The 19,464-nt window shown below is 69.0% G+C and carries 19 protein-coding genes; 11 read left to right on the top strand and 8 right to left on the bottom strand.

What is annotated here, in order from left to right; translation table 11 throughout:
* The 6 genes from AC1DYN_RS26645 to AC1DYN_RS26620 form a co-directional block, all read right to left on the bottom strand.
* The coding region (locus AC1DYN_RS26645) for a nucleotide-binding protein (protein ID WP_477964733.1) at positions 1 to 780 on the bottom strand (780 nt) is incomplete at its 3' end.
* Between the two features lie 169 nt (positions 781 to 949).
* Positions 950 to 2,062, bottom strand: coding sequence for an ABC transporter ATP-binding protein (locus AC1DYN_RS26640; RefSeq protein WP_477964731.1), 1,113 nt, complete (start codon positions 2,060 to 2,062; stop codon positions 950 to 952).
* Between the two features lie 48 nt (positions 2,063 to 2,110).
* Positions 2,111 to 3,724, bottom strand: a complete 1,614-nt coding sequence (locus AC1DYN_RS26635; RefSeq protein ID WP_477964729.1) for an alpha-amylase family glycosyl hydrolase — start codon at positions 3,722 to 3,724, stop codon at positions 2,111 to 2,113.
* A 19-nt stretch (positions 3,725 to 3,743) separates the two neighbouring features.
* Positions 3,744 to 4,589, bottom strand: coding sequence for a carbohydrate ABC transporter permease (locus tag AC1DYN_RS26630; protein ID WP_477964727.1), 846 nt, complete (start codon positions 4,587 to 4,589; stop codon positions 3,744 to 3,746).
* Entirely contained in the window at positions 4,586 to 5,485 is a 900-nt protein-coding gene (locus tag AC1DYN_RS26625; protein WP_477964725.1) for a carbohydrate ABC transporter permease, read from the bottom strand. Before AC1DYN_RS26625 ends, AC1DYN_RS26630 begins: the two co-directional genes overlap by 4 nt.
* Positions 5,486 to 5,539: 54 nt before the next feature.
* Positions 5,540 to 6,817 (bottom strand): ABC transporter substrate-binding protein, encoded by a 1,278-nt coding sequence (locus AC1DYN_RS26620; RefSeq protein WP_477964723.1) that lies wholly within the window; start codon positions 6,815 to 6,817, stop codon positions 5,540 to 5,542.
* 145 nt (positions 6,818 to 6,962) lie between these two features.
* Between AC1DYN_RS26620 and AC1DYN_RS26615 the strand changes: the two genes are divergently transcribed.
* Positions 6,963 to 7,544 carry a GAF domain-containing protein gene (locus AC1DYN_RS26615; protein ID WP_477964721.1) on the top strand — a complete coding sequence of 194 codons (582 nt, stop codon included), beginning with the start codon at positions 6,963 to 6,965 and terminating at the stop codon, positions 7,542 to 7,544.
* Between the two features lie 362 nt (positions 7,545 to 7,906).
* Here AC1DYN_RS26615 and AC1DYN_RS26610 read toward each other — a convergent pair whose 3' ends face one another.
* Positions 7,907 to 9,031, bottom strand: a complete 1,125-nt coding sequence (locus AC1DYN_RS26610) for an aldo/keto reductase (RefSeq protein ID WP_477964719.1) — start codon at positions 9,029 to 9,031, stop codon at positions 7,907 to 7,909.
* Positions 9,032 to 9,135: 104 nt separating this feature from the next.
* Between AC1DYN_RS26610 and AC1DYN_RS26605 the strand changes: the two genes are divergently transcribed.
* The 3 genes from AC1DYN_RS26605 to AC1DYN_RS26595 are packed head-to-tail and all read left to right on the top strand — an operon-like array spanning position 9,136 to position 10,866.
* Positions 9,136 to 10,098: a LysR family transcriptional regulator gene (locus tag AC1DYN_RS26605; protein WP_477964717.1), complete on the top strand. Its 963-nt coding sequence runs from the start codon at positions 9,136 to 9,138 to the stop codon at positions 10,096 to 10,098.
* Positions 10,099 to 10,152: 54 nt separating this feature from the next.
* Entirely contained in the window at positions 10,153 to 10,419 is a 267-nt protein-coding gene (locus tag AC1DYN_RS26600; protein ID WP_477964715.1) for a hypothetical protein, read from the top strand.
* Between the two features lie 60 nt (positions 10,420 to 10,479).
* Positions 10,480 to 10,866 carry a methylglyoxal synthase gene (locus AC1DYN_RS26595; protein ID WP_477964713.1) on the top strand — a complete coding sequence of 129 codons (387 nt, stop codon included), beginning with the start codon at positions 10,480 to 10,482 and terminating at the stop codon, positions 10,864 to 10,866.
* Between the two features lie 265 nt (positions 10,867 to 11,131).
* Here the strand turns inward: AC1DYN_RS26595 and AC1DYN_RS26590 are convergent, their stop codons facing one another.
* On the bottom strand, positions 11,132 to 12,268 hold the full coding sequence (locus AC1DYN_RS26590) for a metallophosphoesterase (RefSeq protein WP_477964711.1): 1,137 nt from the start codon (positions 12,266 to 12,268) through the stop codon (positions 11,132 to 11,134).
* A 221-nt stretch (positions 12,269 to 12,489) separates the two neighbouring features.
* On the opposite strand from AC1DYN_RS26590, the gene AC1DYN_RS26585 reads away from it, so the two are divergent.
* The 7 genes from AC1DYN_RS26585 to AC1DYN_RS26555 form a co-directional block, all read left to right on the top strand.
* Positions 12,490 to 13,809: an ABC transporter substrate-binding protein gene (locus tag AC1DYN_RS26585; RefSeq protein WP_477964709.1), complete on the top strand. Its 1,320-nt coding sequence runs from the start codon at positions 12,490 to 12,492 to the stop codon at positions 13,807 to 13,809.
* Positions 13,810 to 13,887: 78 nt separating this feature from the next.
* Positions 13,888 to 14,745, top strand: a complete 858-nt coding sequence (locus AC1DYN_RS26580) for a carbohydrate ABC transporter permease (RefSeq protein ID WP_477964707.1) — start codon at positions 13,888 to 13,890, stop codon at positions 14,743 to 14,745.
* A 12-nt stretch (positions 14,746 to 14,757) separates the two neighbouring features.
* Positions 14,758 to 15,585 (top strand): carbohydrate ABC transporter permease, encoded by an 828-nt coding sequence (locus AC1DYN_RS26575; protein ID WP_477964705.1) that lies wholly within the window; start codon positions 14,758 to 14,760, stop codon positions 15,583 to 15,585.
* Positions 15,586 to 15,595: 10 nt separating this feature from the next.
* Entirely contained in the window at positions 15,596 to 16,642 is a 1,047-nt protein-coding gene (locus AC1DYN_RS26570; protein ID WP_477964703.1) for an ABC transporter ATP-binding protein, read from the top strand.
* Positions 16,643 to 16,647: 5 nt separating this feature from the next.
* Complete coding sequence (gene dalD, locus AC1DYN_RS26565) at positions 16,648 to 18,060, top strand: D-arabinitol 4-dehydrogenase (protein ID WP_477964701.1); 1,413 nt, start codon at positions 16,648 to 16,650, stop codon at positions 18,058 to 18,060.
* Between the two features lie 59 nt (positions 18,061 to 18,119).
* Entirely contained in the window at positions 18,120 to 19,037 is a 918-nt protein-coding gene (locus AC1DYN_RS26560) for an AraC family transcriptional regulator (protein WP_477964699.1), read from the top strand.
* A 65-nt stretch (positions 19,038 to 19,102) separates the two neighbouring features.
* The coding region (locus tag AC1DYN_RS26555) for a response regulator transcription factor (protein ID WP_477964697.1) at positions 19,103 to 19,464 on the top strand (362 nt) is incomplete at its 3' end.

The following is a 19,464-nucleotide window of genomic DNA, read 5'->3' as shown; positions in this document are numbered from 1 at the left end:
GGTCTGCACGCCGCGCGTCACCGCGGTGCCGACACGGGCCGGTGCGCGCGGCGCGACCGCCGGTGCGGCAGCCGGCGGCGTCTGCGGTGCCGACATGCGCGCGGCGGCGCGCGCCATCACGTCGGCCTTGGTGGCTTCCTGCCAGCCTTCTTCGACCCACGCGAGGATGGGCTTCCACTGCGCCAGGTCGGCCTCGACCTTGGCCGGCGGCATGTCGAACAGCGTCGCGCCCTGCTCGACGCAGCGCACGTAGGCCTGCGTCTCGCGCAGCGCGCCGAGGTAGGGGTAGTTCGCGGCGGCCGCCCAGGCCGCCATCTGCTCGGTGGCCTTGGTGCGCGCATCGAGCCGCATGCCCACCATCGCCACCTTGCAGCGGCCGCTGGCCACGCGCGGCAGCGTGCGCAGTTCTTCCAGGCAGGCGGCGGCGGATTCGCGGTCGAAGACCGAATGGCACACCGGCATCACGATCAGGTCGGCATACATGACGACCCGCGCCAGCTCGCTGTCGCGCAGGCCGCCGGGGGTGTCGAGCACGACGTGGGTGATGCCGACCGGCGGGCGCAGCACGCTGCGGGTGTCGACGGCCCATCCGACGACCGGCGCGCCCTGGGCCAGCGGTTGCTCGGCACGGCGCTTCAACCACGCGAGGGAGGATTGCTGGCGGTCGACGTCGCCGAGCATCACCCGGATGCCGCGCCGCGCACACCAGCCGGCCAGATGCGTTGCCAGCGTGCTCTTGCCGCTGCCTCCCTTGCGATTGATGACGGCAACCACGCGCATGGACGGTGAAACTCGGGAACCCTGCCGGATCGGCCCGTCATTACATCACCGAAGCGTGGGCCCAGTCCCAGGTACAAGCCGCCTTTCCGCCCCCGATTCACGTTTGGATACGCCCGGCGTTGGGGAATGACAACCCCTCGGTCGAGCTCGGCCCGCCGCCGCAGAGAACTCAGTGGACGGCGGTGCGGCGCAAGGCCTCGCCGTCGGCCCGGAAGGCGTGCACCTGGTCCGCCGGCAGCTCGAAGGCGACGTTGTCGCCCAGCTTCAGCGACTCGTCGTTGACCTTGGCCAGCAGCGGCGGCTCGTCGTCGTGCCAGCCGATGTAGGCATAGCTGAACTCGCCCAGGTGCTCCAGGTGGGCGATGCGGCCCCGCCCCTCGCCCCGGCCCACCTGCACGTGTTCCGGCCGCACACCCAGCGTCAGCGGCGTGTCCGCCGCGATGCCGGCGGCATCCACGGCGGCGCCGCCGGCCAGGCCGCTCGCCAGCCGGAAACCCAGCTGCGCCGCACTGCCCGACACCGCGACCGCCGGCAGGAAGTTCATCGCCGGCGAGCCGATGAAGCCGGCGACGAAGCGGTTCTGCGGCCGGTGGTACAGGTCGAGCGGGCGGCCGATCTGCGCGACGCTCAGCAGGCCTTTCGACGCCGCATCCGGGCGCAGCAGCACGATCTTGTCGGCCAGCGTCATCGCCTCGACCTGGTCGTGCGTCACGTAGATCATGCTGACGTTGCCCAGCTTGCGGTGCAGCTTGGCGATCTCGACGCGGGTGTTGATGCGCAGCGCCGCATCCAGGTTGGACAGCGGCTCGTCGAACAGGAAGACCTTGGGCTGGCGCACGATCGCGCGGCCGATCGCGACGCGCTGGCGCTGGCCGCCGGACAGCTGGCGCGGCTTGCGCTCGAGCAGCGCCTCGAGCTTGAGCACGCTGGCGGCCTCGGCCACGCGGCGCTCGATCTCGGCCTCGGGCAGCTTGTTGTGGCGCAGCCCGAACGCCATGTTCTCGTGCACCGACATGTGCGGGTACAGCGCATAGCTCTGGAACACCATCGCCACGTTGCGCTGCGCCGGCGGCAGCTCGTTGACCACCTTGCCGTCGATCACGATCTCGCCGCCGCTGACGTCGTCGAGGCCGGCGATCAGCCGCAGCAGCGTCGACTTGCCGCAGCCCGACGGGCCGATGAAGACGCAGAACTCGCCGGGCTCGACCGTCAGGTCGACGTCGTTCAGGATCGCGACGTTGGCGAAGCTCTTGCGGACCTTGCGGAGCTGGATCTGGGACATGGAAGTTCGACTCCTTCTCGGATGCACACACCCGGATTGGCATCCGGGCTACGGTCTTGCAAACACCGCTTCCTGCGGCTCCAGCACGATCTCGCCGCCGTCGATGCGGCCGCCGAAACCGTGCCCGTCCACCGCCTGCCACGTGCCCGGCAGGCCATGCGCCAGGCGCGCCGGCCGGTCCGACAGGTTGAAGGCGCACAGCAACCGATCGACCCCCTCGCCGCGCGTGAACGCGACGACCTGGTCATGCGCCGGCAACAGCGCCATCGCGCCGCGCACCAGCGACGGCTGCGTCGCGCGCCAGTGCAGGAAGGCCCGGTAGCGGTTCAGCACCGATGCCGGCTGCGGCGACTGCGCATCCACCGCACGCCGGCGCTGTGCGTCGGGCACCGGCAGCCAGGGCGTCCCGGTCGTGAAGCCGCCGTTCGGCGCCGCGGCCGACCACGGCATCGGCGTGCGGCAGCCGTCGCGGCCGACGAACTCGGGCCACATCTCCTTGCCGTACGGGTCCTGGATCTGCTCGTACGGGATCACCGCCTCGGGCAGCCCCAGCTCCTCGCCCTGGTACAGGCAGATCGAGCCGCGCAGCGAACCGAGCAGGCCCACCAGCAGCGGCGCCACGCGTTCGGCCGGGCCGAGGCCGGCCCAGCGCGTCGCGACGCGCACCACGTCGTGGTTGTTCAGCGCCCAGCACACCCAGGCATCGCCGGCCTCGGCCAGCATCTCGGTCAGCACCTGGTGCACGTAGCGCGGCTCGTGCCGCTCGGTCATCAGGTTGAAGGTGTAGGCCATGTGCAGCCGCGCACCGGTGGTGTAGGCGCGCAGCGTCGCGTACTCGTTGTCGTCGCCGATCTCGCCGATGGTCGTGGTGCCGGGGTAGCGGTCGCACAGCGCACGGAAGCGCTGCAGGAAGGCCAGGTTCTCCGGCTGCGTCTTGTCGTACAGGTGGCGCTGCATCGCATACGGGTTGGCGCGCGGCACGCCCACCGCGTACTGCCCGGGCGGCTGCGGCGGGTTGGAGCGCAGCTGACTGTCGTGCACGTAGAAGTTGACGGTATCGAGGCGGAAGCCGTCGACGCCGCGCTCGAGCCAGAACTTCGCCGCATCGAGCACCGCATCCTGCACCTGCGGGTTGTGGAAGTTCAGGTCCGGCTGCGAGGCCAGGAAGTTGTGCATGAAGTACTGCTGGCGCCGCGTGTCGAACTGCCACGCGCTGCCGCCGAACAGCGACAGCCAGTTGTTCGGCGGCGAGCCGTCGGGTTGCGGGTCGACCCACACGTACCAGTCGGCCTTCGGGTTGTCGCGGCTGGCGCGGCTCTCGATGAACCACGGGTGGTCCTTCGAGGTGTGGCTGATCACCAGGTCGATCAGCACCTTGATCTTCAGCGCATGGGCGCGCGCCACCAGCGCATCGAAATCGGCCAGCGTGCCGAACATCGGGTCGACATCGCAGTAGTCGGTGACGTCGTAGCCGAAGTCGCGCATCGGCGAGCGGAAGAACGGCGAGATCCAGACCGCATCGGCGCCGAGCGACGCGACGTGGTCGAGCCGCTGCGTGATGCCGGCCAGGTCGCCGATGCCGTCGCCGTTGCTGTCCTGGAAGCTGCGCGGGTAGATCTGGTAGATGCAGGCGCCGGCCCACCATTCGGAATGTGCAGTCATGTCGTGTCGTGAGAAGAGGTCAGCCTTTGACGGAGCCGGCGGTCAATCCGGCGACGATCTGGCGCTGGAAGTAGACGACCAGCCCGATCAGCGGCAGCGTGACGATCACCGAGGCCGCCATGATGGCACCCCAGGGCGCCTCGTAGCCGCTGCCGGCGCTGACCAGCGCGATCGCGACCGGCACGGTGCGCTGCTCGGTGCTGATGGTGAAGGTGAGCGCGAACAGGAACTCGTTCCAGGCCGCTATGAAGGCCAGCAGCCCGGTGGCCACCATGGCCGGCCACAAGAGCGGCATGAAGATGCGGAAGATCAGCGTGAAGACGCCCAGCCCGTCCATCATCGCGGCCTCTTCCACTTCCTTGGGCAGCTGGCGCATGAAGGTCACCAGCACCCACACCGTGAACGGCAGCGTGATCACCAGGTCGGCCAGCAGCAGCGCGCCCAGGTGGTCGTACAGGCCGAGCGCCTGCACCAGCTCGAACATGCCCGACAGCACCGCCACCTGCGGGAACATCGAGGCCGACAGCACGGTGAGCATCAGCGTGCCGCGGCCGCGGAAGCTGACGCGCGACAGCGCCCAGGCGGCCGGCAGGCTGAGCGCGAGCGACAGCGCGACCACGCCGCCGGCGACGAAGGCCGAGTTCAGCAGGTTGCGGCCGAACGGCTGGTCGCGGAACAGGCTCACGTAGTTGACGAGCGTGGCCTGCGCCGGCCAGAGCTCGGGCGAGAACAGCGCCGTGCCCTGCTTCAGCGAGGTCGACATCGCATAGACCAGCGGGAACAGCGAGACGAACAGCAGCAGCGCGGCCGACGCGTAGTACAGCGCCGACATGCCGGGCGTGCGCTTGTGGATGCCGGCGATCATGACGAAGCCTCCTCGATGCCCTTGCGCGTGGCGCCCAGGTAGACGATGGTCACCAGCGCGATCATGAAGAACAGCACCGTCGCCGATGCCGAGCCGTAGCCGACCTGCTGGAAGTCGATCAGCTGCTCGCGCACGTAGATCGACATGCTCTTGGTGGCGCGGCTGTTGGAGGTCATCACGTAGATCACGTCGAACACGCGCAGCGCGTCGAGCGTGCGGAACACCACCGCGACCGCGACGCCCGGCACGATCAGCGGCAGCGTGATGCGCGTGAAGACGCGCCACACCGGCACGCCGTCGACCTTGGCGGCCTCATAGCAGTCCAGCGGCACCATCTGCAGCGCGGCCAGGATCAGCAAGGCCATGAAGGGCGTGGTCTTCCAGACGTCGACCATCACCACGGTGAACAGCGACAGCGTCGGGTCGGCGGTCCACGCGAGCGGCACCGCGATCAGCCCGAAGGCCATCAGGTAGTGGTTCACGACGCCGAACTGGTCGTGCAGCATCCAGCTCCAGATGCGCGCCGAGACGACGGTGGGGATGGCCCACGGCACCAGCATCGCGGCACGCAGCAGCGTGCGCAGGCGCGAGGGCTGGTTGATCACCAGCGCGACGCCGAGGCCGAGCACGGTCTCCAGCGTCACCGACAGCAGCGCGAAGGCGCCGGTGACGAGCACGGCGCGCCACCAGTCGGGGTCGCGCAGCACGCCGTACTCGCCTGCGTAGTTGTCCAGGCCGATGAACTTCCACTCGTCCAGGTGGGCGAGCGAGGCGTCGGTGAGGCTGAACCACAGCGTGCGGGCCAGCGGCCAGCCGGCGACGGCGAGCAGCACGACCAGCATCGGCACGAGCATCCACCACGCCCAGCGAACGCGCTGGCGAGTCAGGCCTGACATGGGTGCTCCTTGCTGTGGATCACGAACCCCGGATTGGCATCCGGGGATGGTCTTTCAATTCCAGCGGCCGCCGCGGCCGATCTGGTTCAGGCGCTGGTCGAGTTTCGCGACCGCCTCCTCCGGCTTCGCGCTGCGCGACAAGACCTCGTGCGCCGCATTCCAGAACTCGTTGCTGACCTGGTTGTAGCGCGACGCCGTCACCGTCGCCGGCCGCGGCACCGCGCTCGCGAAGGTGCCGGCCAGCTGGCTCATGAACGGGTTCGCCGCCACCACGTCCTTGTCCTGGTACAGCGTCGACACCGTCGGGTTGAACGAGCCCTTCAGCGCGCGCTCCTTCTGCACCTCGGCGCTCGTCATGTACATCACGAGGTCGGCCGCCAGCGCCGCGTTCTTCGAGTACTTCGACACCGCCAGCTGCTGGCCGCCCAGCGCGGCCGCGTTCGAGCCGGCGTCGCCGCCCTTGGGCAGCACTGCCACGCCGACCTTGTTCTTGATCGGGCTGTCGTCGCGCTGCGCCAGCGACCACGCGTACGGCCAGTTGCGCATGAAGACCGCGTTGCCGGCCTGAAACACGCCGCGCGATTCCTCCTCGGCGTAGTTCAGCACCGCCGTCGGCGAGATCGTGCCGACCCACGATGCCGCCATCGCCAGCGCCTTCGCGGTGGCCGGGTTCTTCACCGACACCTTGCCCGACGCATCGACGATGGTGCCGCCGCCGTAGCTCGACACCCATTCGAGCGCGTTGCAGGTCAGCCCCTCGTAGGCCCGGCCCTGCCACACATAGCCCCACATCTTGTCGTTGCCGGCGGCGCGCTCGGCGGTCTGGATCTTCTGCGCGGTGTCGGTCAGCTGTTCCCAGGTGACCGGCACCTTCAGGCCGTGCTTGTCCAGCAGGTCCTTGCGGTAGTACAGCAGCCCGGCATCGATGAACCACGGCATCGCGACCAGCTTGCCCTGTACGCTGCCGTTCGCGACCATCGACGGGAAGTGCGTCTTCTCGACCCCCTTGCTGTAGGGCTTCAGGTCGAGGAAGTGCGAACCGAGGATGCCCGGCCACACCACGTCGACCTGGAACACGTCGATCTTGTCGGACTGCGAGCCCAGCACCTGCTGGTACAGCGCCAGGCGCTCGCTCGCATCGTTGGGCGTCGAAACCACCTCGACGGTGTGGCCGGCCTTCTTCGCCCAGGCCTCGGCCGCGGTCTTGCACAGCTCGAGCTCCTGGCCGACGGCCCCGCACGAGATCTTCAGCGTGGCCGCATTCGCGGCGGTGGCGGTTGCGAACGAAAAGCCGGCCGCAGCCAGCGCCAGGAACAGGCGTCGTTGGTTCATCGTTGTCTCCATCATCGTGGTGGGCGAGGACCTGGACCGGTCCTTCGAGCGGCATTACAGCGGCTGGCGCGCGAGGGCAGATTTCGAGTGTTAGCGCGAACCCTCGCGGTTTTGTCATGTTTGAAACATGGCTACAGTGCGCGCCATGACGATGTACGACGCTGCTTTCGGACCCGACGAGCTGTCGGTGCAGATTTCCGAGCTGCTGGTGGCCACCGCCGACGGCACCGATCCGTCGATCGACCGCTCGGTCACCGAGGTGCTGCGCGCACTGCGCGAGCGGCTGAAGATGGACGTGGTGTTCGTCTCGGAGTTCGTCGACGGGCAGCGGGTGTTCCGCTTCGTCGAGGGCGAGCACCCGCCGATGGCGCCGGGCGACGGCAATCCGCTGGAGGAAAGCTGGTGCAAGCAGGTGGTCGACGGGCGCATGCCCGAGCTGGTGCCCGATGCCGCGGCGATCGCGAAAGACATCGGCCTGCCGCACACCGACATCGCGGTCGGCGCCCACCTCAGCACGCCGATCGTGCTGCCCGACGGCAGCACCTACGGCACGCTGTGCTGCTACAGCGCGGCACCGAACCATGCACTGCGCAAGCGCGACCTGGACAACCTGCGCAACTGCGCGGTGCTGGTGGCGCGCAAGGTCAGCACGGCCTCGAGGGCCCACAAGGCCTCGGTGGATTGGGCGCTGGAGCCGCTGGACGACCAGCGTTGGAAATTGAAGTGAGGTGGATCCCCGGATTGGCATCCGGGCTACCAATTCGCGTAGCCCGGATGGCAATCCGGGGTGTTCGCAACAAGCCACTGGTTCAGCAAAGGCGCGGGCGGGCAGGCTGGGGAGCGCCAATAGGGATGGGGCGCCGGAGCTGGCTGCTTTCAAGGCCCGCGCGCGCCAGCGCGCTTCGTCCTCTGACTGTCGCCGACTGTTTGACCACAGCGAGCGAAGCGAGCGGCGGGAGTTTCGGCGACGGGCCTTGAAAGCAGACGGCGCAGGGAAGTCATCGCCCGCCAGGGCGAGGACCGCCCCATCCGGCGCGCCCCAGCCTGCCCGCCCGCGCCTTTGCCCGCACCAATTGCGCGAAGGCGGCATCACTCCACGCCAGAGCCGGAACCGCTGATGCGAACGGGAGCCCGGTACCCCACCGGCTTGTCCCCCACCGTCGCCCCGCCGTACATCATCCCCTGCATCGCGTTGGTAAAGAAGTAGTACGGGAACGGCGTCACCGGCTGGCTCGCTTCGTCGAGCCGCGCCACCAGCTGCGCCGGCAGCGTGAAGTCCAGTGCCCCCAGGTTCACCGCCAGCTGCTCCGGCTTGCTCGCGCCGACGATCACGCTCGCGACGCCCGGCCGGTTCGCGACCCAGTTCAGCGCCACCTGCGCCATCGGCCGGTCCACCTCGCGCGACACGCGGTCGAGCTCGGCCACGATCTTCCAGTTGCGCTCGGTCAGGTGCTGGAAAGCCGGGTTGCCGTTGTCCTTCATCGCGGCCAGCCGCCCGTCGGCCGGCGTGTCGGCGCGGTAGCGCCCCGACAGCAGCCCGCTCGCCAGCGGGCTCCACACCGTGAGGCCCATGCCCAGCTCGGTGGCGAGCCGGCTGAACTCGTGCTCCAGGTTGCGCTCGACCAGCGAGTACTGCATCTGCAGCGCCGACACCGGCTCGAAGCCGCGCCACTCGGCCAGCGTCTGCGCACGCGCGGCATACCAGGCCGGCACGTCGGACAGGCCGATGTGACGCACCTTGCCGGCGCGCACCAGGTCGTCCAGCGTGCGCATCACCTCCTCGACCGGGGTCACCTGGTCCCAGGCATGCAGGTAGTACAGGTCGAGGTAGTCGGTGCCCAGCCGCTGCAGCGAGCCCTCCACCGCGCGCAGGATGTTCTTGCGGCCGTTGCCGCCGATGTTGCCGTTCTTCTCGCCGAGGTTGAACGTGAACTTGCTGGCCAGCACCAGCTGGTCGCGCGCCTGGCGGGCCTTGACGAATTCGCCCAGCCAGCGCTCGCTGGTGCCGTTGGTGTAGACGTCGGCGGTGTCGATGAAATTGCCGCCGGCATCCACGTACTGGTCGAAGATGCGCTGCGTGGCCGCGCGGTCGGCGCCCCAGCCCCATTCGGTGCCGAAGGTCATCGCGCCGAGCGACAGCCGGCTCACGCGCAGGCCGCTGCGGCCCAGGGTGAAGTAGCTGTCGAGGCCGTCGTGGCGAGAGGTGGCTTGCATGCTGTGCTCCGTCGGTGTCGTGTTGCGATGGAGCGAACTCTAGGCAGCTGCATTCGAAAGATAAACCGCCATAATCTTCGTGAAGCATGTAGCGGAGCTTCACAATGAACCTGACCCGGCTGGACGGCCTCGTGGCCTTCGTGACGGTCGCGCAGAAGCGCAGCTTCACCGCGGCGGCGGCCGCGCTCGAGGTCACGCCGCCGGCGGTCAGCCAGGCGGTCAAGCAGCTGGAGGCGCGCCTGGGCGTGCTGCTGCTGCACCGCACCACGCGCAGCGTGGGCCTGACCGAAGCGGGCGGGCGCTTCCTCGCGCGCGTGGCGCCGGCCGTCACCGAGCTCGACGAAGCGGCGGCCGAACTCGAGGACGACCGCGGCGGCACCAGCGGCGTGCTGCGCCTGAACGCGCCGCACGTGGTGCATGCGATGCTGCTGCGCCCGCTGCTGCCGGGCTTCCTCGACGCCCACCCGGGCGTGCAGGTCGAGCTGGTGCTGGAGGACGGTTTCGTCGACATCGTCGCCGGCGGCTTCGACGCCGGCGTGCGCCTGGGCGAATCGGTGCAGCGCGACATGGTCACCGCGCAGCTGACGCCGCACGAGCGCACCTGCATGGTCGCGTCGCCCGCCTATGTCGCGCGGCACGGCATGCCGGCCAGCCTCGACGCGCTGCGCGGGCACGCCTGCGTGCGCTACCGCTTCCCGACCAGCGGCGCGATCTACCGCTGGGAGCTGCTGCGCGGCACGCGCCGCGTCGAGGTCAAGGTCGAGGGCCGGATCACCGTCAGCGACAGCCTGTCGATGATGGACGCGGCGCTCGACGGGCTGGGCATCGCCTACACCTTCGAGCGCCAGGTCGCGCCGGCGCTGGCCGACGGGCGGCTGCTGCCGGTGCTGCCGAAGAGCTGGCCGACGCAGCCGGGCTTCCACCTCTACTACCCGAACCGGCGCCAGTTGCCGGCCAAGCTGCGCGCCTTCATCGACCATTGCCGCGCGGCGCCCGCGCCGGCAGCGGCAGCCGGTAGCAATCCACGCATCCCGCGAACGAGGGCCCCTCGCGACGCGCAGGGTTGACCGCCACTGGCTACCATGCCGACAAGCCCGTTCGCTCGCTCTTGAAATCATTCCGTGGTTGAAAAAATCCTTGCCGGCATCGTGTTGCTGGTCTGCGTGGTCCTGCTGGTCCGGCTGTCGCTCGGCACGCGGCGCCGGCTGCAGTTCGATTTCGCGATGCAGCGCCTCTGGCATGCGCTGCGCCGCAACGGCACACGCGCATGGCGCTGGCCGCGCGCGCGCCGCGAGACGCGCGACGCGATAGAGCGCGCTCGCAGCGGCGAATGGGACGGCAACGTCTACCGGCCCAAGTCGTTCCGGCGCCCGAAGAAGCCGCACTGAAGCGCACGCCCGTCGCCGGGGCTGGCTTAGCATGTGCGCCTCACTTCGCCGTCCGACACCATGACCGCCACCGCCCCCCGCATCGCGCTGATCGCCCACGACCACAAGAAGGACGCGATGGTCGAGCTGGCGCGCGAGTACCTGCCGTTCCTGCAGGGCTGCACGCTGGTCGCCACCGGCACCACCGGCGGGCGGCTGCACGACCAGCTGGGGCTCACGGTGCAGCGCATGCTGAGCGGTCCGCTCGGCGGCGACCTGCAGATCGGCGCGAAGCTGGCGCAGGGCGAGATCGACCTGGTGGTGTTCCTGCGCGACCCGATGACGCCGCAGCCGCACGAGCCCGACATCAATGCGCTGGTGCGGGCCTGCGACGTGCACGACATCCCGTGTGCGACCAACCTGTCGACGGCGCGGCTGGTGCTGGGGCGCCTGTCGGAAAGGCACTGACATCGGCGGGCACGCCGATTGCCCCATTCCGCACGGGCCTTTGCCCGCAGGAGTGTTTCCATGCGCCAGGTTTCAGAGCGTCCCGACGCCCGTCGCCGCCGGGTCGAAGGCCCGTCGCGGGATCCGCGCGATCACGCGGGTCTCGAGCGCCCGGCCGCCCATCCGAAGAGTGCCCCGCCGCGCCTGCCTGCAAATCGTGCCGGTTGACCCCCGGATTGCCGTCCGGCCTACGAACACCAGGTAGCCCGGATGCCAATCCGGSATGTCACGCCCGCACGAGCCGCAGCCGCGTGATCTCGGACGGTGCGCCCAGCCGCTTCGGCGGCCCCCAGTAGCCGGTCCCCCGGCTCACGTAGACCCACAGAAGTCCCAGCCGATGCAGCCCGGCCACGAAGGGCTGCTGCAACGGCACGAACAGGTTCCACGGCAGGAACTGCCCGCCGTGCGTGTGGCCTGACAGCTGCAGGTCGAAGCCGGCCTCGGCCGCCGCCGTCGCGCTGCGAGGCTGGTGCGCCAGCAGCACCTTGGCATGCGCCTCGTCGGACGCGCCATGCAGGGCACGCGCCGGATCGCTGCGCTGCTGCTCGTCGAAGTGGTGCGCGCCGAAATCGGTGACACCCGCCAGCAGCAGGCGCCCTGCCCCGTGCTTCAGCAGCAGGTGCTCGTTCATCAGCACGGTGATCCCGAGCCGCCGCAGCTCGGCCACCCAGGCCGGGGCGCCCGAGTAGTACTCGTGGTTGCCGGTCACCGCGAACACGCCATGCCGGGCCTGCAGCCGCCCGAGCGGCGCGGTGTGCTCCGACAGCTCGGGCACGCGGCCGTCGACCAGGTCGCCGGTCAGCGCCATCACGTCCGCATCCAGCGCATTCGCCGCATCGACCACCCGGTCCACGAAGCCCTTGCGGATCGTCGGCCCGACGTGCAGGTCGCTGATCTGCACCAGCGTGAAACCTTCCAGCGCCGGCGGCAGGTCGGCGATCGGCACGTCGACACGCCGCACGCCCGGGCGGCGCCGCGCGTTCAGCAGCCCGAGCAGGCTGGCCACCCCGGCCAGCGCCGGCACCGCGAGCGCCGACGCCTGCAGCGCCGAGGCCGGGATGGGCGCGCCCGACGTCGCCAGGATCCAGCCGCCCCACGCCAGCAAGCCGGCATCGCGCACGAAGGTCAACACCAGCAGCGTCGAGAAGAAGCCCATCGCGATCAGCCCGGCCCAGGCCAGCACCCCGGTGGCCGAACGCCGGCCGAGGATCGGGCTTGCGGCCGACAGCACCAGCACGAACAGGCCGGCCAGCAGGCCCGCCCCCACCCACACCCAGGGCGCGGGCAGCGCGCCCAGCAGGCGCGTGCCGATGTAGGCATGGAAGGCGGCCAGCAAGGCCACGGGCAACACGGGAAAGGACATGGCAGACCCTGGTTCAGCAGCGGGAAGCCCTCAGGTGGGGACGCCGCGCGCCAACTCAACAGAACCCCTCTCCCCGAAATCCAGGAAAACCCCGGGGTTTCGACGCAAGAAAGTACAGCCCTTGGCAGGGTCCGTACCAAATCTCTCAAAGGCATACGCCTATCGTTGCGCCTGCGGATGTGGCATCACATCGCAGCCATCCCACAAACGAGGAGACACACATGACACGCAAGACTGCCGTGGTTCTGGCCTGGAGCGCGTTGGGCGCCCTCGCCGCCACCAGCACCGCCCAGGCCGCCGACCTGGTGATCGCGACCGTGAACAACGGCCACATGATCGAGATGCAGAAGCACAGCGCGGACTTCGAGAAGGCCAACCCCGGCATCACGCTGAAGTGGGTGACCCTGGAAGAAGGCGTGCTGCGCCAGCGCGTCACCACCGACATCGCCACCAAGGGCGGCCAGTTCGACGTGATGACCATCGGCCTGTACGAGGCGCCGATCTGGAGCAAGAAGGGCTGGCTGAAGGAGATCAAGACCGATGCCGCCTACGACGTCGACGACCTGCTGCCGGCCATCCGCAGCGGCCTGTCGCTGGACGGCAAGCTCTACGCCGCCCCGTTCTACGGCGAGAGCTCGATGACGATGTACCGCGAGGACCTGGTCAAGGCCAAGGGCCTGACGATGCCGCCCAACCCGACCTGGGCCCAGATGGCCGACATCGTCTCGAAGATCCACGACCCGGCCAAGGGCGTGTACGGCCTGTGCCTGCGCGGCAAGCCGGGCTGGGGCGACAACATGGCCTTCCTGACCACCATGGTCAACACCTACGGCGGCCAGTGGTTCGACATGTCGTGGAAGCCGCAGATCGACACCAAGCCGTGGAAGGACGCGATCGGCCAGTACGTCGACCTGATGAAGAAGTACGGCCCGCCCGGCGCGTCGGCCAACAGCTTCAACGAGAACCTGGCGTTGTTCAACGAAGGCAAGTGCGGCGTGTGGATCGACGCGACGATCGCCGCGTCCTTCGTCAGCGACCCGAAGCAGTCGAAGGTGGCCGACAAGGTGGCCTTCGTGCAGGCGCCGCAGGCCGTCACGCCCAAGGGCGCGAACTGGCTGTGGTCGTGGAACCTCGCGATCCCCGCGTCGTCGCAGAAGGCCGACGCGGCGCAGAAGTTCATCACCTGGGCCACGTCCAAGGACTACGTCAACCTGATCGCCAAGAGCGGCGGCTGGCACACGGTGCCCACCGGCACCCGCAAGTCGACCTATGCCAACCCGGAGTTCCAGAAGGTCGCGAAGTTCGCGGTCGAGGAGCAGAAGGCGATCAACAGCGCCAACCCGAACGACAGCACGCTGCCGAAGTCGCCGTACGTGGGCGTGCAGTACGCGGCCATTCCGGAGTTCCAGGCGATCGGCATCGCGGTCGGGCAGCAGATGAGCGCGGCCTTGTCGGGCAAGGTCACCGTCGACCAGGCCTTGAAGACGTCGCAAACGGCTGCGGAACGTGAAATGACCAAAGGCGGCTACTACAAGAAATAGGCCTTCCCCTCCCTAGCCCTGTCCGCCCCCCGCGCCGCAACCCGGCCGGGGCGCGGCGCCTGACGGAGGCTTCACGCCATGACCCGATTCCTGCCCCGCGCGCTGATGGCGCCGGCGGTCACCACGCTGTTCCTGTGGATGATCGTCCCGCTGGTGATGACCATCTGGTTTTCGCTGGTGCACTACAACCTGATGCAACCCGGCGACAAGACCTTCGTCGGCATCGAGAACTTCCACTACTTCATCACCGACCCGGACTTCTGGCCGGCGGTGCTGCAGACGCTCGAACTGCTGGGCGCGGTGATCGTGATCACCGTCGTGCTCGGCGTCGGCCTGGCCCTGCTCGTGAACGAGCCCTTCCCCGGCCAGGGCCTGGTGCGCGTGCTGCTGATCTCGCCCTTCTTCGTGATGCCCACGGTCAATGCGCTGCTGTGGAAGCACATGATGATGAACCCCATCTACGGCGTGCTGGCCCACGTGTGGCACTTCTTCGGCGCGACGCCGGTCGACTGGATGACCGACCTGCCGCTCGCATCGGTGATCGTGATGCTGTCGTGGCAGTGGCTGCCGTTCGCCTGCCTGATCTTCATCACCTCGCTGCAGTCGCTCGACCGCGAGCAGATGGAGGCGGCGCGCATGGACGGCGCGAACGCGCTGCACCAGTTCTGGTACCTGACGCTGCCGCACCTGGGGCGCTCGATCGCGGTGGTCGTGATGATCGAGATGATCTTCCTGATGAGCGTGTTCGCCGAGATCTTCACCACCACCGGCGGCGGGCCCGGCAACGAGAGCACCAACCTCGCGTTCCTGATCTTCAAGCAGGCGCTGATGAACTTCGACGTCGGCGTGGCCTCGGCCGGCGCGCTGTTCGCGGTGGTGCTGGCCAACATCGCGGCCGTCTTCCTGATCCGCATGGTCGGCAAGAACCTCGACTGAAGGACGCACGCCATGACCTCCTCCTACCCCAAGGGCTTCCCGTACGTCCGCACCTTCTTCGCGTGGGCGATCTCGCTGCTGCTGTTCTTCCCGCTGCTGTGGCTGGGCCTCACGGCCTTCAAGACCGAGATGCAGGCCATCGCGGTGCCGCCGCAGCTGGTCTTCACGCCCACGCTCTCCAGCTTCGTCGAGGTGCAGGCGCGCAGCGACTACCTGCTGTACGCGAAGAACTCGCTGATCACGAGCCTGGTGTCGACCGTCCTCGGCCTGCTGATCGCCGCGCCGGCGGCGTACTCGATGGCCTTCTTCCGCACGAAGCGAACGCGCGACATCCTGATGTGGATGCTGTCGACCAAGATGATGCCGGCGGTGGGCGCGCTGGTGCCGGTGTACGTGATGGCGCAGACCACCGGCATGCTGGATTCGCTGCCGGCGCTGATCATCGTGTTCACGCTGTCCAACCTGCCGATCATGGTGTGGATGCTCTACAGCGCCTTCAAGGAGGTGCCCAACGACATCCTCGAGGCGGTGCGGCTGGACGGCGCGACGGTGTGGGACGAGTTCCGCCACGTGATCCTGCCGCTGACGATGGGCGGCATCGCGTCCACCGGCCTGCTGTGCCTGGTGCTGGCATGGAACGAGGCCTTCTGGTCGCTCAACCTGACCTCGGCCCACGCCGGCACGCTGGCCGCGCTGATCGCGTCGTACTCCAGCCCCGAGGGCCTGTTCTGGGCCAAGCTGTCGGCGGCCTCGCTGCTGGCCATCGCGCCCATCATCGTGTTCGGCTGGTTCAGTCAAAAACAACTCGTCCAAGGCCTGACCTTCGGCGCCGTCAAGTAAGGAGAACCACATGTCGTTTCTTGAACTCAAGGGCATCGTCAAGGAATTCGGCCCGGTGCGCACCATCAAGGGCATCGACCTGCAGATCGAGAAGGGCGAGTTCGTCGTCTTCGTCGGGCCCTCGGGCTGCGGCAAGTCGACGCTGCTGCGCCTGATCGCCGGGCTCGAATCGACCACGCAGGGCTCGCTGCAGCTGGACGGGCGCGACATCACCCACGTGCCGTCGGCCAAGCGCGACCTCGCGATGGTGTTCCAGTCGTACGCGCTGTACCCGCACATGACGGTGTTCGACAACATGTCGTTCGCGCTGAAGCTGGCCAAGGTCGACGTGGCCACGCGCCAGCAGAAGGTCGAGCGCGCCGCGAAGATCCTGAACCTCACGCAGTACCTGCAGCGCACGCCCAAGGAGCTGTCGGGCGGCCAGCGCCAGCGGGTGGCCATCGGCCGCGCCATCGTGCGCGCGCCCAAGGTGTTCCTGTTCGACGAGCCGCTGTCCAACCTGGACGCGGCACTGCGCGGGCAGACCCGCGTCGAGATCGCCAACCTGCACCGCGACCTGGGCGCCACCACCATCTACGTGACGCACGACCAGGTCGAGGCGATGACGCTGGCCGACCGCGTGGTGGTGCTGCGCGACGGCATGATCGAGCAGGTGGGCTCGCCGCTCGAGCTGTACGACCACCCGGCCAACCAGTTCGTCGCGCAGTTCATCGGCACGCCGCAGATGAACGTGCTGCCGACCGCCGCCGTGCCCGAGCTGACGCGGCTGGCCGGCGCCCGCCTGCCGGCCGACGGCTCGGTCGGCGTTCGGCCCGAGTACGTGCGGGTCGGCGTGCCGGGCACCGGCATCCCCGGGCGCGTCGAGCTGATCGAATCGCTCGGCTCCGACACGCTGATCCACACCCGCGTCGGCAACGACGTCGCACTGGTCTCGCGCCAGGGCGAACGCACGACGCTCAAGCCGGGCGACAACGTCGGCATCGTCTTCGATGCCACCGCCCTCCACCTCTTCGACGCCCAGGGACGGACGCTGCGCGCCTTGCAGCAGGCCGCCTAGACACCATGAGCATCTCTTCCAACACCGCGCCACTGACCATCCTCCACCTGGGCCTCGGCTCGTTCCACCGCGCGCACCAGGCGGTCTACCTGCAGCAGCTGATCAACCAGGGCGACACCGGCTGGCAGATCGCCGCCGGCAACCTGCGCCCCGACATGGCCGACACCGTCGCCGCGCTGCAGGCACAGGGCGGCGCCTACACGCTGGAGACGGTGTCGCCGGCCGGCGAGCGCTTCTACGAGCGCATCACCGCGATCCGCCGCATCGTGCCGTACACGCCCGACCTGGCCGGGCTGGTGGCGATCGGCGCCGACCCGGCCACGCGCATCATCTCGTTCACCGTCACCGAGGCCGGCTACTACCTGGACGAGCACGACCGGCTCGACGACAGCTTCGCCGACCTGGCCAGCGACCTGGCCGGCACCACGCGCAGCACGATCTACGGCGCGATGGCGGCGATCCTGGCCGAGCGCAGGCAGCGCAACGCCGGCCCGGTGACGCTGCTGAACTGCGACAACCTGCGCAGCAACGGCGAGCGCTTCCGCGCCGGCTTCATCGACTTCCTGGCGCGCCGCGGCGACAGTGCGCTGCGTGCCTGGGTCGAGGCGAACACCAGCTCGCCGAACGACATGGTCGACCGCATCACGCCGCGCCCGCTGCCCGAGGTCGCGCAGCGCGTGAAGGCCGCGACCGGCCTGGACGACGGCGCGCCGGTGATGGGCGAGCGCTTCATCCAGTGGGTCATCGAGGACCACTTCATCAACGGCCGCCCGGCCTGGGAGAAGGCCGGCGCCGAGATGGTGGCCTCGGTGCTGCCCTACGAAGAGGCCAAGATCCGCATCCTGAACGCGAGCCACAGCTGCTTCGCGTGGGCCGGCACGCTGCTCGGCCTGCAGTACATCCACGAGGACGTCGCGCATCCGGCGATCCGCCGCATGGCCTTCGAGTACGTCACCGACGACGTGATCCCGTCGCTGGAGTCGTCGACGAAGCCGTATCCGCTGGACCTGGCGGCCTACCGCGACGTGGTCATCGACCGCTTCGGCAACCCGTACCTGCGCGACACCAACCAGCGCGTCGCGATGGACGGCTACGCGAAGATCTCGGGCTTCCTGTGGCCGACCTTCCGCGAGTGCCTGGCGCGCGGCGCGTCGATCGCGAAGGTGGCCCGGTTGCCGGCGCTGTTCTTCGAGTTCCTCAAGCTGTGGCACCGCGGCGAGCTGAGCTACGAATACCATGACCAGGGCATGGACGCGGCGAGCGCGCATGCGATCTTCGACGACGCCGATCCGCTGGCCGCGTTCAGCTGCGACCCGCTGCTGTGGGGCCCGCTGGCCGGCGACGCGCGGCTGGTGGCGGCGCTGCAGCAGGCGCATGGCGAGGTCAGGCAGTTCCTGGCGGAGAACGGCCGTGGCTGAGACATCGCCGTTGCCGCGGTGTTGCCGGCGGGTGGAGAATCCGCCCTCGTGAGCGACCCATGAACACGAACCGCATCCGCAGCCCCGAACTCGAGCACGACTTCGTGCGCGACTCCAACCTCGGCTACGAGCCCGAGGGCACCTACGGCTACGTGCGCTGCCTGGAGCACGGCGTGCCGAACCCGCTGGTGCGCTGGCACTACCACGAAGAGTACGAGCTGCACCTGATCATCGAGACACGCGGCAAGGTGTTCGTCGGCGACTACATCGGGCATTTCGAGCCGGGCCACCTGGTGCTGACCGGGCCGCGGCTGCCGCACAACTGGATCTCCACCGACATCCCGCCCGAGGGCGTGCCGCTGCGCGACGTGGTGCTGCAGTTCTCCGACGAGCCGCTGCGCCGCGCGACCGACCTGATCCCCGACCTGCGCGACGTGCTGCCGCTGCTGGAGCGGGCGCGCCACGGCATCGAGTTCTTCGGCATGAGCGACCGCGCGCGCGAGCGGCTGGTGCGCATCCGCAGCCTGCACGGGCTGAAGCGCTTCACCGAGTTCCTCGAGTTCCTGGGCGAGCTGTCGGAGTGCAGCGACTACCGGCTGCTGTCGAGCATGCCGCTGCAGAGCTTCGACGACGACACCTCGCTGGCGCAGATCAGCACCATCGTCGACTACATCACCGAGAACAGCGCCAACCAGTTCTCGATGGCCGAGCTGAGCCGGCGCGTGGGCATGAGCGAGAGCCAGTTCTCGCGCTACTTCCGGCGCGCCACCGGCAACACCTTCACCGATTTCGTGAACCGGCTGCGCGTGACGCGCGCCTGCCAGCTGCTGATGGAGACCGACCGGTACATCACCAACGTCTGCTACGACGCCGGGTTCAACAACGTGGCCAACTTCAACCGGCGCTTCCTGGAGATCAAGGGCATGACGCCGAAGGAGTTCCGCAAGCAGGGCGAAGCGCGGTTCGGCAGCAAGTAGCCCGGGTGGCAACCCGGGAACGCCCGGGATTGGAGGACACCCCACCCCGGTGCACACTCGCGCGCATGCCTGCCCTCGCCCCTGCCCCCGTCCGCCAGCGCGTCCTCGTCGTCGACGACGACCCCGACCTGCGCGCTTCGCTGGACGACGCGCTGACCCAGGCCGGCTTCGACGTCGGCATGGCCGGCGACGGTGCGCAGATGTTCGCGGCGCTCGCCGCGGCGCCGCACCACCTGGTGCTGCTCGACCTGCGGCTGAAGGACGAGCACGGCCTGACACTGGCGCGCGGCCTGCGCGAGCGCTTCCCCGCGCTGCCGATCGTGATGATCAGCGGCAGCAGCGACGAGATGGACCGTGTGCTGCTGCTCGAGCTCGCGGCCGACGATTTCCTCGTCAAGCCCTTCAGCCCGCGCGAGCTGCTGGCCCA

Source organism: Rhizobacter sp. P2_D12 (assembly GCF_056404395.1).
The sequence above is the reverse complement of the archived record's forward strand: the minus strand, read 5'-3'. Positions and strand labels throughout refer to the sequence as shown.